The 15,224-nt window shown below is 67.4% G+C and carries 12 protein-coding genes; 2 read left to right on the forward strand and 10 right to left on the reverse strand.

The features are described 5' to 3' along the window. The first annotated feature begins 775 nt into the window (after positions 1-775). Positions 776-2,932, forward strand: coding sequence for a sodium-translocating pyrophosphatase (locus BLTE_RS10705; RefSeq protein WP_126400337.1), 2,157 nt, complete (start codon positions 776-778; stop codon positions 2,930-2,932). On the opposite strand, the gene BLTE_RS10710 is transcribed toward BLTE_RS10705, so the two are convergent. The 5 genes from BLTE_RS10710 to BLTE_RS10730 form a co-directional block, all read right to left on the reverse strand. Beyond that, on the reverse strand, positions 2,926-3,183 hold the full coding sequence (locus BLTE_RS10710) for a hypothetical protein (RefSeq protein ID WP_126400340.1): 258 nt from the start codon (positions 3,181-3,183) through the stop codon (positions 2,926-2,928). The two genes, BLTE_RS10705 and BLTE_RS10710, sit on opposite strands and share 7 nt — an antisense overlap. A 108-nt stretch (positions 3,184-3,291) precedes the next feature. Then, on the reverse strand, positions 3,292-4,386 hold the full coding sequence (locus BLTE_RS10715; RefSeq protein WP_126400343.1) for a TRAP transporter substrate-binding protein: 1,095 nt from the start codon (positions 4,384-4,386) through the stop codon (positions 3,292-3,294). Positions 4,387-4,849: 463 nt separating this feature from the next. Further along, a complete protein-coding gene (locus tag BLTE_RS10720; RefSeq protein ID WP_126400346.1) occupies positions 4,850-5,983 on the reverse strand; it encodes an Mrp/NBP35 family ATP-binding protein in 1,134 nt (377 codons plus the stop codon). Positions 5,984-6,101: 118 nt separating this feature from the next. Next, a complete protein-coding gene (locus BLTE_RS10725) occupies positions 6,102-6,311 on the reverse strand; it encodes a hypothetical protein (RefSeq protein WP_126400349.1) in 210 nt (69 codons plus the stop codon). Positions 6,312-6,404: 93 nt separating this feature from the next. Next, complete coding sequence (locus BLTE_RS10730) at positions 6,405-6,938, reverse strand: thermonuclease family protein (RefSeq protein WP_126400353.1); 534 nt, start codon at positions 6,936-6,938, stop codon at positions 6,405-6,407. Between the two features lie 185 nt (positions 6,939-7,123). Between BLTE_RS10730 and BLTE_RS10735 the strand changes: the two genes are divergently transcribed. Beyond that, positions 7,124-8,668: a sensor histidine kinase gene (locus BLTE_RS10735; RefSeq protein ID WP_126402153.1), complete on the forward strand. Its 1,545-nt coding sequence runs from the start codon at positions 7,124-7,126 to the stop codon at positions 8,666-8,668. Between the two features lie 388 nt (positions 8,669-9,056). Here BLTE_RS10735 and BLTE_RS10740 read toward each other — a convergent pair whose 3' ends face one another. The 5 genes from BLTE_RS10740 to metH all read right to left on the reverse strand — a co-directional run bounded on the left by BLTE_RS10740 (position 9,057) and on the right by metH (position 15,215). After that, a complete protein-coding gene (locus tag BLTE_RS10740; RefSeq protein WP_126400356.1) occupies positions 9,057-9,977 on the reverse strand; it encodes an extensin-like domain-containing protein in 921 nt (306 codons plus the stop codon). A 90-nt stretch (positions 9,978-10,067) separates the two neighbouring features. Beyond that, positions 10,068-10,379 (reverse strand): helix-turn-helix domain-containing protein, encoded by a 312-nt coding sequence (locus BLTE_RS10745; protein ID WP_197723227.1) that lies wholly within the window; start codon positions 10,377-10,379, stop codon positions 10,068-10,070. Positions 10,380-10,383: 4 nt separating this feature from the next. Further along, a complete protein-coding gene (locus BLTE_RS10750) occupies positions 10,384-10,755 on the reverse strand; it encodes a type II toxin-antitoxin system RelE/ParE family toxin (RefSeq protein ID WP_126400362.1) in 372 nt (123 codons plus the stop codon). Between the two features lie 267 nt (positions 10,756-11,022). Continuing rightward, positions 11,023-11,286: a hypothetical protein gene (locus BLTE_RS10755; protein ID WP_126400365.1), complete on the reverse strand. Its 264-nt coding sequence runs from the start codon at positions 11,284-11,286 to the stop codon at positions 11,023-11,025. A 188-nt stretch (positions 11,287-11,474) separates the two neighbouring features. Next, positions 11,475-15,215, reverse strand: a complete 3,741-nt coding sequence (gene metH / locus BLTE_RS10760; protein WP_126400367.1) for a methionine synthase — start codon at positions 15,213-15,215, stop codon at positions 11,475-11,477. Positions 15,216-15,224: the final 9 nt, after the last annotated feature.

The following is a 15,224-nucleotide window of genomic DNA, read 5'->3' on the forward strand; positions in this document are numbered from 1 at the left end:
TTCTCATGACAATTCGTAAAGGCTGGATTTATTCGGTTTCAGAAAAGACAGATTACCGAATTCCGAAAGGAATAATTAAGCAAAAGACGTCGCTGCAGCGCAGCAAAGACTGCGGTCCAGTCGGTATAGCCGACACGTGTGCCGGCATGTTCGGCCCAAAGCATTCCGGGCAGGAATGGACCCCGGCCCTGCGGAAGAGACTGCGCAACTCAAGAGCTTATACCAACGGCCGCGAAAGCGGGCCGTTGGCTCCGGTCGCGGATTTTCGCGAAATCATTGATTTCACAAAAGAAAACCCGCGAGACTCGGCGGCCCCACGCGTCAGCGTCTGGGCCGCTGGCATTATACGGCTTCCTGTTGATCCCTTCGGGGCGCCGCAAACGGTGGCGCCGAAAATCCCTTGTTCGGCAACGGGGTTTGCACCGGTTGGAAGACCGTTCCCCGGCCCGGCCGACCGGGACCCGTATTATCCTTTAGTTTGGGGTTGCTGCCGAAACGCTGCGGGCCGCTACGCGCTCCCTCCCCGGTTTTTGCGGTAGCCTGCTGTATTGCCGTGGTTTTGTCCGCAATCATTCGCTGCACTGCAAACCCGAACCGACCGACTGTCCCCGGCGTGCTTGTGCGCGGCCATTGCGAAGAGTGGGCCATTTGCTAGAAAGCCGGCGCTTCTCGCCAGCAGCCGCGAGACCGTTCCAGCGGGGCGGGCGAACACGCCGGTCCTGCCGATCCGTTTGCGGCATGCGGCCCGGCCACTGACGAAACCAAGGTGGGGTGGATGACAGCTCTCGTACTCATAATCATCGGCGGCTTGCTGTCGATCGTATACGGCGTCTGGGCGACGAAGTCGCTCATGGCCGCCGATGCCGGCAATGCGCGCATGCAGGAGATCGCGGCGGCGATCCGCGAAGGCGCGTCGGCCTATCTCAAGCGCCAGTACATCACCATTTCGGTGGTCGGCGTGGTGATCTTCGGCCTCGTCGCGTGGCTGCTGTCGCCGACCGTCGCCATCGGCTTCGCCATCGGCGCGGTGCTGTCGGGCGCGGCCGGCTTCATCGGCATGAACGTGTCGGTCCGGGCCAATGTGCGCACCGCCCAGGCGGCCACCCAGTCGCTGGCTGGCGGCCTCGAGCTCGCCTTCAAGGCGGGCGCGGTGACCGGCCTGCTGGTGGCGGGCCTCGCTTTGCTCGGCGTCGCCGTCTACTTCACCGTGCTGACCCAGTTCATGGGCTATGCCCCCAGCGACCGCGTCGTGGTCGACGCGCTGGTGGCGCTGGGCTTCGGTGCCTCGCTGATCTCCATCTTCGCCCGTCTCGGCGGCGGCATCTTCACCAAGGGCGCCGACGTCGGCGGCGACCTCGTCGGCAAGGTCGAGGCCGGCATTCCGGAGGACGATCCGCGCAACCCGGCCACCATCGCCGATAACGTCGGCGACAATGTCGGCGACTGCGCCGGCATGGCCGCCGACCTGTTCGAGACCTATGCGGTGACCGCGGTCGCCACCATGGTTCTCGCGGTGATCTTCTTCGCCGGGCAGGAGGTGCTGAACTCCATCATCCTCTACCCGCTGGCGATCGGCGCGGTGTGCGTGGCGACCTCCATCGCCGGCACCTTCTTCGTCAAGCTCGGCCCCAGCCAGTCGATCATGGGCGCCCTCTACAAGGGCCTGATCGCCACCGGCGTGCTGTCGATCGCGGCGATCGCGCTCGTCAACGTCCTGCTGTTCGGCGGCTTCGCCACCGAGTTCAAGACCAATGGCGGTGTCGCCTTCACCTCGCTCGACCTGTTCGTCTGCGCGGTGATGGGCTTCGTCGTCACCGCGCTGATCGTGGTGATCACCGAGTACTACACCGGCACCGGCAAGCGCCCGGTGGTGTCGATCGCCCAGGCCTCGGTCACCGGCCACGGCACCAACATCATCCAGGGCCTCGCGGTCTCGCTCGAATCCACCGCGCTGCCGACCATCGTCATCATCGCCGGCATCCTGACCACCTACTCGATCGCCGGCCTGTTCGGCATCGCGGTGGCGGTCACCGCCATGCTGTCGCTGGCCGGCATCATCGTGGCGCTCGACGCCTTCGGCCCGGTCACCGACAATGCCGGCGGCATTGCCGAGATGGCCGGCCTGCCGAAGGAGGTCCGCAAGGCCACCGACGCGCTCGACGCGGTCGGCAACACCACCAAGGCCGTCACCAAGGGCTACGCCATCGGCTCGGCCGGCCTCGGCGCCCTGGTGCTGTTCGCCGCCTACAGCGAAGACCTGAAGTACTTCATCGCCAATTCGGCGACCTTCCCGTACTTCGAGGGCGTCTCGGTCGACTTCTCGCTGTCGAACCCCTACATCGTGGTCGGCCTGCTGTTCGGCGGCCTGCTGCCGTATCTGTTCGGCGCCATGGGCATGATGGCGGTCGGCCGCGCCGGCTCGGCCATCGTCGAGGAAGTGCGCAGGCAGTTCCGCGAGAAGCCGGGCATCATGGACTACAAGGAGAAGCCCGATTACGGCCGGGCCGTCGACATGCTGACCAAGGCGGCGATCAAGGAGATGATCATCCCGTCGCTGCTGCCGGTGCTGTCGCCTGTGGTGGTCTATTTCGCGATCTACTACATCGCCGGCGGCGGCGCCGCGGGCAAGTCGGCGGCGTTCTCGACGGTCGGCGCGCTCCTGCTCGGCGTCATCGTCACCGGCCTGTTCGTCGCCATCTCGATGACCTCGGGCGGCGGCGCGTGGGACAATGCCAAGAAGTCGTTCGAGGACGGCTTCACCGACAAGGACGGCAAGGTCCACCAGAAGGGCTCCGAGGCCCACAAGGCGTCGGTGACCGGCGACACCGTCGGCGATCCCTACAAGGACACCGCGGGCCCGGCCGTGAACCCGATGATCAAGATCACCAACATCGTCGCGCTCCTGCTGCTCGCCATCCTGGCGCATCACTGACGCGGGTTTCCGGTTGATCCCTTCGGGATACCGGAAACGCACTCGCCGAAAAATCCTTGATCCGGAAGGGATTTTTCGGCGATCGGAAAGCGGTTCTCCGGCTTGTTCAGCCGGAAACCGCATGAGCCTGACGACCGGTTGATACGGAAAGCGCCCGGCGGGAAACCGCCGGGCGCTTTTTCGTTGCCGATCGTGCTGGACGTGTTGGTGTCGGGCCGGGATCCTCTTGTGTGCCGCGTCATCTCGGGCAAGCAGCGAAGCTGCGTGACCCGGGATCGTGTGCAGAACGAGGCACCCCTTCCGGAGGACGGCCCCGGCTCGCGGGCCTTCGGCCCTTGGCCGGGGCGACAGGCACCCGCTCAGCCGCCGCGGGCGCGGGTGCGGATCATGAAGGTGTCGTAGGTGTATTCGGCCACCTGCCACCACAGATACTGGTCGGCGCGGGTGGCGACGACGCTGTCATAGATCTTCTTGAACTCGGGATTGGCGGCCGTCACCTCGGCATAGACCTCGTTGGCGGCCTTGTAGGCGGCTTCCATCACCGGCTGCGGGAACGGACGCAGCTGCGTGCCCGCCGCCACGAGGCGCTTCAGCGCCGCCGGGTTGAGCGAGTCGTAGCGCGAGCCCAGCCAGTCATTCTGCATGGCGGACGCCGTGCGCACCACCGCCTGATAGGACTTGGGCAGCTCGTTCCACTTCTCGATGTTGATGAGATTGTGGATCATCGAGGCGCCTTCCCACCACGCCGGGTAATAGTAGTACTTGGCGACCTTGTAGAGACCGAGCTTCTCGTCGTCATAGGGGCCGACCCATTCGACGGCGTCGATGGTGCCCTTTTCCAGCGAGGGATAGATGTCGCCGGCCGCGGTCTGCTGCGGCACCACGCCGAGCTTGGAGAGGATCCGCCCGGCGAAGCCGCCGACCCGGAACTTCAGGCCCTGCAGATCGGCGACGTCGCGGATCTCCTTGCGGTACCAGCCGCCCATCTGGGCGTTGGTGCTGCCGCCCGGGAAGCCGATGACGTTGTATTTGGCGAGGAACTCGTTGGCGAGCTCATTACCGCCGAGATGGGTGAACCAGGCGTCCGCCATGCGGGCATTGAGGCCGAACGGCATGCCGGTGAGCAGCGCAAACGTCGGGTCCTTGCCGAGATAGTAGTAGCAGGCGGTGTGGCACATCTCGACGGTGCCATTGGTGGTGGCGTCCAGCGCCTGCAGCCCTGGCACGATCTCGCCGGCCGCGAACACCTGGATCTGGAACTTGTTGTCGGTCATCTCGGCGACCGCCTTGGCGAACACCTCCGAGGACGCGAACAGCGTGTCCAGCGACTTCGGGAAGCTCGAGGCGAGGCGCCATTTGACCTCCGGGGCGGACTGGGCGATCGCCGGGGCGGCAAGCGAAGCCGAGGCGGCGGCTCCAATCCCGGCGGTTTTCACGAATTGGCGGCGGTCCATCTTCTCGTTTCTCCTCACTCAGGGCGCCTCGTTGTCCGGCTTCCGGCATCCCGAAGGGATCGGCCGGAAGCCGCATCAACCGGCCTGTGCCGGCGTTGCGGACGAATCGGCGACAGGCGGAGGCCGGCCGCGCCGGCCGGACGTTCCACCACAATGGGTATTTCCGTCCCTTCGCGCCGGGCCCGCCGGCGCAAACCGTGCTCCCAAGCCCCGGCGCACTCTATCCCATGTTCGGCGAAATGGAATCCGGCGCGCCCAGGGGGCGGCGGACGCGGACGCCCGCCGCAGCACCTTGCGGCAATTCGGATTTTCCGGACCGGCGAACTCCGGCAAGAGGGACCATACGGTTTCCGGCTGATCAAGCCGGACAACCGTATTCCGATCGCCGAAAATCCCGTTATCGAACAAAGGATTTTCGGCGAGATCGTTTCCGGTATCCCGAAGGGATCAACCGGAAACCGTATCAAGCCTCGATCACGATGCGCGGCGCCGGCCGCCCCACCGCGCCGGCGGAAAGCTGGCCCCACACCTGCTCGGCGATGGCGCGGTAGATCTCCGCGTGCGGCCCCTGCGGCTCGGACGCCATCAGCGGCCGGCCGGAATCGGAGGTCTCGCGGATGGCCATGTGCAGCGGCACCTCGCCCAGGAATGGCACGCCGAGCCGCCCAGCCTCCGCCCGCGCGCCGCCATGGCCGAAGATGTCCGACCGGGTGCCGCAGTTCGGGCACAGGAAATAGCTCATGTTCTCGACGATGCCGAGGCAGGGCACGTCGACGCGCTTGAACATCGCGATGCCGCGCCGGGCATCGATCAGCGCCAGATCCTGCGGCGTCGAGACGATCACCGCACCGGCCAGCGGCACCTGCTGGGCGATGGTGAGTTGGGCGTCGCCGGTGCCCGGCGGCATGTCCACCACCAGCACGTCGAGCGTGCCCCATTCCACCTCGCGCAGCATCTGGGTGATGGCGCTCATCACCATCGGCCCGCGCCAGATCATCGGCGTGTCCTCCTCGACGAGGAAGCCGATCGACATCACCTTGAGCCCGAAGCCGTCGAGCGGGCGCAGCATGCGGCCGCTCGCCATGTCCGGCCGGCCGTGGATACCGAGCAGCTTGGGCATCGACGGGCCGTAGATGTCGGCATCGAGCACGCCGATCTTGAGCCCGAGGCTCTGCAGGCCGAGCGCCAGATTGGCCGCGGTGGTCGACTTGCCGACGCCGCCCTTGCCGGAGGCGACCGCGATGATGTGGGACACGTTGGGGATGCCCTGGCTGCGGATGCCCGGGGCCGCCGCCGGCCGGGCCGGGGCCGCGCCGGCGGCCCGCTCACCGGCCGCGCGTTCATGGCCGGGGGCGCGCTCGGCGGTCAGCGCCACGAAGGCGTCGGTCACGCCCGGCACCGCCTTGGCCGCCACCTCGGCGGCCTGGCGCACCAGCTCCCACGCCTTGACCTGCGGTGCGGCGACGGTGAGCGAGAAGGCGACCTTGCCGTCGGTGACGACGATGTCGGAGAGCACGCCCGCCTCGGTCAGCGGGCGGCCGTCCGGGGTGCGGATGGCAGCGAGTGCAGCGCGCACCTGTTCGGCGGCGACAGACATGAGGTCCTCCTGATGCGGAATGCGGAACGCCGGCCGCGGCGGCCGGCTTCCGTGTGACATGGTCTTCGGCGGCGCAAGCCGGGCGGCCTGCAGCCAGGATTGCGCTCCCCGCTCGCGCTCAATCGCGCTTGAGGTAATGCCAGCCGAGATAGCCGCCAACGCCGAGCGCGATCACCAGCATGACGACGTTCTGGACGTCCTCGCTCAGGGTGGCTTCGCGCCGCATCTCGGCATAGCGCTGCGCCATGTCCGGATTGGTCGTGAACAGGATGGCGGACACGATGATCGTCGCGGCCAGGAGGCCGATCAGAAGATAACCCTGTTTCATGCCCCGAACATGGTGTGTTGCGCGGCGGACGTAAAGGGGTCGGACGGGTTCATACCGTTTCCGGTATCCCGAAGGGATCAACCGGAAACCGTGTCAATGCGGCGGGTGCGGGTGGCTGCGCCGCCATTCCGACGGCCGCACGAACCGGCCGGCCCACAGGCCGCGCCCGCCGATGCGGGCCTGGACCTCCTCGACGAAATAGCCGCTCTCGGCCACCGCGAGCCCGTCCCGCACCATCTGCCGGGCGAGGTCGGCGCCGCCCGCCTCGCACTCCGATACCGCCCGGCGGTAGCGGTCGGTGTCGCGCACCCGGCAGCGGATCAGGCGATACTCGGCCAGATCGGCCAGCCGGCGGCGGGCGGCCTCGCCGCACGGCCAGGACCGGCCGTCGCGCTCGCAGGTCTGCGACCGTTCGGGCGCGTCGATGCCGTAGAGGCGGATTTCGGCATTGCCGATGCGCAGGCTGTCGCCGTCGATCACCCGGGCGATGCCGGACACCTCACCCGATCCGCCGGTCCAGGTGGGCGAGCCGCCGAGCGTGCCGAGCCACGCCACGCCGAGCGCGAGAACAAGCGCGCCGGCAATGTCGAGCGGCAGCGGCCAGCGGCGGGCGAATCGGAAGGCCATGCGCCGAGATTACCGCCCCCCGCGTTAACGTCCCCCGCGTCAACGTCCCCTCGCTGCCGTGTTGAGGCGAAGGCGACAGCGTTAACCATGTCCATCAGGGGCGCCTTAACCATCTTCGTTCAATCTCGCTTCATGAACGGGGTGGGGAAGGCGTGGTGACGGCGACCGGTTCGGAGCGGCGCGAGATGGACGATGCCGTGCGCGCCGCGAACGAACGGCGGCGCGCTACGGCGCGGCGCGTGCGCGAGGCCCGCGACCGGCTGACCTCGACCACCGGCACCCGCCCGGCGTTCGACCTGGAGCTGACGCGGCTGTTCGCCAAGAGCCGGCTGACGGCGGCGCTGCCGATGCTGCTGCTGATCGTGGTGGTCGGCCTGTCGTCGGCGATGTGGAGCGGGCCGCTCACCGCCGCGGCGTGGACCGCCCTGGTGCTGGCGATCCACGGCATCGCCATCCTCGTCTGCCGCAAGTTCGTCGATTCGGACGCCAGCCCGATGCGGGTGCGGCAGACCCGCGTGCTGCTGACCGCGCTCGACTTCCTGCTCGGCGCCTCGTGGGTGGTGCACGTCATGCAGCTTCACGGCAACGGCACGCCCGGCGCCGGGGAGTTCACCCTGTTCGCCATGCTGCTGTTCACCACCGTGCTCAGCCTGCTGTCGGCCGGGCTGCCGAGCGCGGCGATCGCCGGCACGCTGCCGGTGACCGTGGCGCTGGTGACGATCTACGCCACCTCCGGCCGGCCGCAGGACTATGTTCTCGCCGGCATCGCCGCCGCCGGCCAAATCTATTACTACGCGCTGGCGCGCCACCTGCACGCCAACGCGCTGGCGATGCTGGAGGCGCGGGCCGAAAAGGAGGCGCTGATCGGCGAGCTGGAACAGGCCAAGGCGCGCTCCGACGAGGCGGCGCGCCGCGCCGAGGCGGCCAATGTCGCCAAGTCGCGCTTCCTGGCGCAGATGAGCCACGAGCTCCGGACGCCGCTCAACGCCATTCTCGGCTTCTCGGAGGTGATGAAGACCGAGGTGCTGGGCCCGCACAAGGTGGCGACCTACAAGGAATATTCCGCCGACATCCACGCCTCCGGCCAGCACCTGCTGACGCTGATCAACGAGATCCTCGACCTGTCGCGCATCGAGGCCGGGCGCTACCAGCTCAACGAGGAATCGGTGCCGCTGGTGGCGGTGGCGGAGGATTGCGTGCGGCTTCTGTCGATGCGGGCCAAGACGCGCGGCATCAAGATCACCGAGCTCTACGAGACCGACCTGCCGGCGCTGTGGGCCGACGAGCGCGCGCTGCGCCAGATCACCCTCAATCTGCTCTCCAACGCCATCAAGTTCACGCCGCAGGGCGGCGAGATCTGCATCAAGGTCGGCTGGACGGCCTCGGGCGGGCAGTACCTCACCGTCAAGGACAACGGCCCCGGCATCCCCGAGAACGAGCTGCCGGTGGTGCTGTCGTCGTTCGGCCAGGGCTCGAACGCCATCAAGAGCGCCGAACAGGGGGCGGGACTCGGCCTGCCGATCGTCCAGAGCCTGGTCGACCTGCACGGTGGCACGTTCACGCTGGCCTCCAAGGTGCGCGAGGGCACCGAGGTGATCGTCACCTTCCCGGCGAGCCGGGTGATGTCGGCGCTGCCGCCGGTGGACGACCCGGTGCCGCTGGTGCCGCCGGTCGAGCCGAAGCCCGCCGATACCCGCGCCAATCCGGCCAGGATGTTCGGGCTGTTCTGACCCGCGTGCCGTCCCGAACGGCGCGTACGGCGCAATAGCGAAGCGTATTGCGCCGATCCGTGACGCAAGGCTGATGGCGGACGTGGCGGATTACGCTTCGCTAATCCGCCCTACACACTGAAAATTTGGGCGGGGCGCGCGGGGTTTCTCTGTCGTCCCGGCAAGCGCGCAGCGCGCGCGACCCGGGACCGTCAGCCGGAAAGGAGGTCTTTTCCGGAGAACGATCCCGGCTCTCGCTGCGCTCGGCCGGGATGACGAAGCCCGAGCATCGTAGGGCGCAATCGCGAAGCGTATTGCGCCGAGACGAGCAGCGAAAGTGGCGGATTACGCTTCGCTGATCCGCCCTACTCGCTCTCGGCTTTGCCTCGGCCGGGAATGACCGCGCCGCTCAGTCCGAGCCGGGGATGGCGGTGGGCATCCGGCCGCCGGGCATCGCCTCGTCGATCGACTGCGGATCGATCGGCCGCTGCGCGACCGGCCGGGGCGGCGGCAGCGCACTCTGGCGGATCGCGCCGGTCGGCATCGCATCCGGCCGGCCGGCAGCGATGCCGGCAACGGGAACCGGGCCCCGGGCGGGATCCGGGCTCCTGTTGAGCTCCGGCCCCTTGCGCACCATCAGGTCGGCCGGCGACGGACCGGTCGGCAGCACGCCGGGCTTGCAGATGTCGCGCGACTTGCGGCGGGCCAGATCGACGTGGATGTGGTCGTAGTGGAAAATGTTGGAGCCGGGGCCGAGCACGGTGGTGAAGCGCCTGCAGGCGGCGCCGGCCACCTCGCGCAGGAAGCCCTTCTCCTCCGGCGTACCGCGGGTCCAGTGGTCGCGCACCGAGACCACCCGCTCGTCGGCCAGCCTGAACGAGCCGATGTCGAGCGCATTGCCGAAGGCGTGCTCGGAAATCTTGGCGCCCGCCTGGCCGTTCTGGCCGCGGCACGAATAGGACGACATCTGCCGGATCTCGACCACCGGCTGGCCGAACCAGCGCATCGCCGCGGGCTGGATGCTCTCCGACACCCACGCCTGCAATTGCGGGATGATCGGGCAGGCCAGGGTCGCCTGCGGCTTCACCGCGATGAAGCCGTCGGCGAAGGCGGAGACCTTGAACGGCCGGGTCATGCCGCAGGCCCCTTCCCCGTCGATCTCCGAGGCCGGCCGGATATGGTCGCTCGGCCTCACCTGCCCTTCGGAGATGCAGGCGACTTCGGCTTCCGTGCGCCAGGGCTCGCGCTGCTCGAACATGCGCAGCCCGCAGCCGGCAACGACGCTGGCGACGGCCGCCGCCACCACGATGCGGGGAATGACTCGCGACATGGCGCGGAGAATGCGGACGATTCCGTTGACGAATCCTCAACCACGGCAGCCTTCGCGCCATGCCGTCGCGGTCACAGCGCCGTGGCTCAATCAGAGAATGGCGGCGATGCCCTTCCGGCTCGCAAGCGTCAGCAGCTTCAGCGATGGCCCGCCGGGCTTCTTCTCGCCGCGCTCCCATTTGCTGACCAGCGAGGACGTGACATTGAGAGCCAGAGCGAAGGTCGCTTGGCTCATATTGGCCGCTTCTCGGATCGTGCGGATGTCGCTCGGCGTCAGGTCAACGACCGGCGTCAGGCACGCGACATCAAAGTTGCGCATTGTCTCCTTGTCGAGCGCGCCGACACGCTCGAGCCCGGCCATCGCCTGATGAATGGAGCGCAACGGCCGGCTGCGGTACTTCACCCCACTATTCATTGTTCAACTCTATCCATTCGCCGGCTGCCACCAGGGCGGCGATCTTGTCCTGAGGCAGAGCCGCAATGATCTTCGCCGCTTCGCGAAACGTGCTCTCCTCCACTGGCGTCAGGGACGATTTCTCGTTCTTCCCGAAGAGATGCACGAAGACTGCCAGATCACCTTTCCGAAAGACCGCAATCGCCCGGAACCCTCGCGACCGGCCCGATCGGATGCGCGCAACACGCTGCTTGATCAGAAACTTCCCCAGTTCGGCATCGATCAACCCCGCCTCGGCGCGAGAAACCGCCTCGAACAACGCCGTGTCTGGGACATCATTTCGACTTGCGTCCTTGGCGAAATCCTTGGTTTTGAAAGCCCGCATTGAAATCCTCTGAAGTATGATTCATTCGAAATGAGACCTGAAACGTAGATCAGCCCAAACGGACCACGTGGCTCTATAGCACCGAGTGCCATAGTGGTCAACGGCAGCAAGACGGGCCCGCAGGCGGCCTCGGCAGCGCGCAGGATGGAATGACTCTCGCGTAGCGGCGTTGCCGCCCTCGCCCCGCCGCCCGCCTTCATCGACCGTTCATAATTCGTTTGTGCGTTGCAAAAAGGAAACAGCGGCCGATCCCAGCGGCTTGCCGAATCACCCCGTCACAATAGAGGTATTATGGTAGAGATGCGCGCGGCGCTGCAGCGATGAATTCGTTTCGGCCGCCCGGCCGATCCTGGTAGTTTTCCGCTCGTTAACAAAGGGAGGTGCCTGGTGGACATCGCCTACAAGCTGAACGTCCTGGCTGCGGGAGTGGCCTTCGCCTTCGTCGGCGCCATTCTTCTGCGCATGATCTGATGCTTGTGTCGTGTCGCGCGGTTCCGCGGCAAACCGGACAAATCCGACCTCGAAATCCAACCCAATGAATACCGACCACGGCCGGGGTCCTCTGCCCCGGCCGATGCATTTTGGGGGAGCACTCTCATACGGTTTCCGGTTGATCCCTTCGGGATACCGGAAACGGTCTCGCCGAAAAATCCCTGATCTGAAAGGGATTTTTCGGCAAACAGCATACGGTTCTCCGGCTTGATCAGCCGGAAACCGTATCACTCCGCGGCGGCGCGGCGCAGGCCGGGCTGATAGGCCAGCACCGGCGCCAGCCAGCGCTCGGCTTCCTCCACGCTCCAGCCCTTGCGGCGGGCGTAATCCTCCACCTGATCGCGCTCGATCTTGGCCACGCCGAAATAGTGCGCCTCCGGATGGGCGAGATAGAGCCCGCACACCGAGGCGGCCGGCGACATGGCGAAGCTCTCGGTCAGCGTCACGCCGATCCGCTCGGCGCCCAGCAGGTCGAACAGAACCGCCTTCTCGGTGTGGTCGGGCTGGGCCGGATAGCCCGGCGCCGGGCGGATGCCGCGATAGCGCTCGGCGACGATGTCGTCGGGCGTCAGCGCCTCGTCGGCGGCATAGCCCCACAGTTCGCGGCGCACCTTGAGGTGCAGGTGCTCGGCGAAGGCTTCGGCCAGCCGGTCGGCCAGCGCCTTGAGCAGGATCGACGAATAGTCGTCGTGCGCGGCCTTGAAGGCGGCGCTCCTCGCCTCCTCGCCCAGGCCCGCAGTGACCACGAAGCCGCCGACATAATCCGGCAGGCCGTTCTCCAGCGGCGCCACGAAATCGGCGAGCGCGGTGTGGGCGCGCGTCTCGTCGCGTCGGGCGATCTGCTGGCGCAGCGTGTGCAGCGTGGCGAGCGGCAGATAGCGCGTGTCGTCGCGGAACAGCATGATGTCGTCGTCGATGCGGTTGGCCGGCCAGAAGCCGACCACCGCCCGCGCGGCGAGCCATTTCTCGGCGACGATGGTCGCCAGCATGGCTTTCGCGTCGGCGAACAGCGCGCGCGCCGCCGGCCCCACCGTCTCGTCGTCGAGGATCGCCGGATAGCGGCCCTTGAGATCCCAGGCGTGGAAGAACGGCGTCCAATCGATGAACGGCACCAGCGCCGCGAGATCGTAGTCCTCGAACACCCGCGTGCCGAGGAAGCCCGGCCGCGGCGGCGCATAGCCGGCGAAGTCCGGCTTGAACGGGTTCGCCCGTGCCGCCTCGATCGGCAGGCGCTCGTTGCGCATGGCGCCGCGCGCGTGTGCCTCGGCGATCTTCGCGTATTCCGCCTTGAGATCGGCGATGTAGGTGCCGCGGGTCTGCGGGTTCAGCAGTGAGGCGGCGACGCCAACGGCGCGGCTGGCGTCGGTGACATAGACCGCCTGGCTCTTCTCGTATTGCGGGGCGATCTTCACCGCGGTGTGGACGCGGCTGGTCGTGGCCCCGCCGATCATCAGCGGCACCTCGAAGCCCTGGCGCTCCATCTCGGTGGCCACTGTCACCATCTCGTCGAGCGAGGGGGTGATGAGGCCGGACAGCCCGATGATATCGGCCTTCATCTCGCGCGCGGCGTCGAGAATCTTCTGCGCCGGCACCATCACGCCGAGATCGACCACCTCGAAATTGTTGCACTGGAGCACGACGCCGACGATGTTCTTGCCGATGTCGTGGACGTCGCCCTTCACGGTGGCGAGCAAGATCTTTCCGGCTGACGAGCCCTCGCCGCTCTGGCCGCGCTCGGCCCTCTCGCGCTCCATGAACGGCATGAGATAGGCCACCGCCTGCTTCATCACGCGCGCCGACTTCACCACCTGCGGCAGGAACATCTTGCCGGCGCCGAACAGATCGCCGACCACGCCCATGCCGGCCATCAGCGGCCCCTCGATGACGTGCAGCGGCCGTTCGGCTTGGCTGCGCGCCTCCTCGGTGTCGGCCTCGATGAACTCGGTGATGCCGTGCACCAGCGCGTGCTCCAGCCGCTTCTCGACCGGCTGCTGGCGCCACGACAGGTCGGCTTCCTTGACGGCCGCGCCGCCCGTGCCCCGGAAGCGCTCGGCCAGCGCAACCAGCCGCTCGGTGGCGTCGGGCCCGCGGTTCAGCACCACGTCCTCGCAGGCCTCGCGCAGTTCGGCCGGCAGATCGTCATAGACCGCGAGCTGGCCGGCATTGACGATGCCCATGTCCATGCCGACCTTGATGGCGTGGAACAGGAACACCGCGTGCATCGCCTCGCGCACCGGCTCGTTGCCGCGGAACGAGAAGGACAGGTTCGACACGCCGCCCGAGACGTGGGCGTGCTTGAGATTCTCCCGGATCCAGCGCGTCGCCTCAATGAAGTCGACGCCGTAATTGGCGTGCTCCTCGATGCCGGTCGCCACCGCGAACACGTTGGGATCGAAGATGATGTCCTCGGGCGGAAAGCCGTGGGCGGTGAGGAGATCATAGGCGCGCCGGCAGATGCCGATCTTGCGCTCGAAGGTGTCGGCCTGGCCGGTCTCGTCGAACGCCATCACCACGGCGGCGGCGCCGTAGCGGCGCAGCGTCTCGGCGCGCTTCAGGAACTCCGCTTCGCCCTCCTTCAGCGAGATCGAGTTGACGATGGGCTTGCCCTGCACGCACTTCAGCCCGGCCTCGATCACCGTCCATTTGGAGGAGTCGATCATCACCGGCACCTTGGCGATGTCCGGCTCCGAAGCGACGAGGTGCAGGAACGTCACCATCGCCTCCTCGGAATCGAGCAGGCCCTCGTCCATGTTGACGTCGATCACCTGCGCGCCATTCTCCACCTGATCGCGCGCCACCGCGAGCGCGGTGGTGTAGTCGCCCTCCTTGATCAGGCGGCGGAAGCGCGCCGAGCCGGTGACGTTGGTGCGCTCGCCGACATTGACGAACGGGATCTCGGGCGTCAGCGTGAACGGCTCAAGCCCGGCGAGGCGCAGCAGCGGCGCGATCTCGGGTATGGCGCGCGGCGGCTTGCCGGAAACCGCGTTCGCGATTGCCGCGATATGGTCGGGCGTGGTGCCGCAGCAGCCGCCGACGATGTTGACGAGGCCCGCCTCGGCGAACTCGCCGACCAGCGCCGCCATCGCTGCCGGGCTCTCGTCATAGAGGCCGAATTCGTTGGGGAGACCCGCGTTGGGATAGGCGCACACCAGCGTATCGGCGATGCGGCCGATCTCGGCGATGTGGGCGCGCATCTCCTTGGCGCCCAGCGCGCAGTTCAGCCCGATCGAGAACGGCCGGGCGTGGCGCAGCGAATACCAGAAGGCGGTCGGCGTCTGGCCGGAGAGCGTGCGGCCCGACAGGTCGGTGATGGTGCCGGAGATCATCACCGGCACGTCGCGGCCGCGCTCGGCCAGCACCTCCTCGATCGCGAACACCGCGGCCTTGGCATTGAGCGTGTCGAAGATGGTCTCGACCAGCAGCAGGTCGGCGCCGCCGTCGAGCAGGCCGCACACCTGCTCGGCATAGGCGATGCGCAGATCGTCGAAGGTCACGGCGCGGAAGCCGGGATTGTTGACGTCCGGCGAGATCGAGGCGGTGCGGTTGGTCGGCCCCAGCGCACCGGCGACGAAGCGCGGGCGGCCGTCCTCGGCCTCGGCGGCGTCGGCCGCCTCGCGGGCGAGGCGAGCGCCCTCGCGGTTCAGCTCATAGGCCAGCGACTCCATGCCGTAGTCGGCCTGGGCGATGGTGGTGGAGGAAAACGTGTTGGTCTCGACGATGTCGGCGCCGACGCGAAAATAGGCGAGGTGCACGGCGCGTACGTCGTCGGGGCGCGTCAGATTGAGCAGGTCGTTGTTGCCCTTGAGGTCGCGCGGCCAGTCCTTGAAGCGCTCGGCGCGGAAGTCGGCTTCCGTCAGCTTGAGCTGCTGGATCATCGTGCCCATGGCGCCATCGAGCACCAGGATGCGTTCGCGCGCGGCCTCGTTGAGGCGGACGCGGGCGAGTGACGGGGCGGCAGAGTCGGGCATGGGCTGAAC

This window comes from Blastochloris tepida, assembly GCF_003966715.1.
Lineage (GTDB): Bacteria > Pseudomonadota > Alphaproteobacteria > Rhizobiales > Xanthobacteraceae > Blastochloris > Blastochloris tepida.

Coding starts and splice junctions, on each gene's coding strand:
- BLTE_RS10750 (WP_126400362.1), bottom strand. CDS start 10,755: ATGCGGGCTTTCAAAACCAAGGATTTCGCCAAGGACGCAAGTCGAAAT.
- BLTE_RS10705 (WP_126400337.1), top strand. CDS start 776: ATGACAGCTCTCGTACTCATAATCATCGGCGGCTTGCTGTCGATCGTA.
- BLTE_RS10735 (WP_126402153.1), top strand. CDS start 7,124: ATGGACGATGCCGTGCGCGCCGCGAACGAACGGCGGCGCGCTACGGCG.
- BLTE_RS10740 (WP_126400356.1), bottom strand. CDS start 9,977: ATGTCGCGAGTCATTCCCCGCATCGTGGTGGCGGCGGCCGTCGCCAGC.
- BLTE_RS10715 (WP_126400343.1), bottom strand. CDS start 4,386: ATGGACCGCCGCCAATTCGTGAAAACCGCCGGGATTGGAGCCGCCGCC.
- BLTE_RS10720 (WP_126400346.1), bottom strand. CDS start 5,983: ATGTCTGTCGCCGCCGAACAGGTGCGCGCTGCACTCGCTGCCATCCGC.
- BLTE_RS10730 (WP_126400353.1), bottom strand. CDS start 6,938: ATGGCCTTCCGATTCGCCCGCCGCTGGCCGCTGCCGCTCGACATTGCC.
- metH (WP_126400367.1), bottom strand. CDS start 15,215: ATGCCCGACTCTGCCGCCCCGTCACTCGCCCGCGTCCGCCTCAACGAG.
- BLTE_RS10725 (WP_126400349.1), bottom strand. CDS start 6,311: ATGAAACAGGGTTATCTTCTGATCGGCCTCCTGGCCGCGACGATCATC.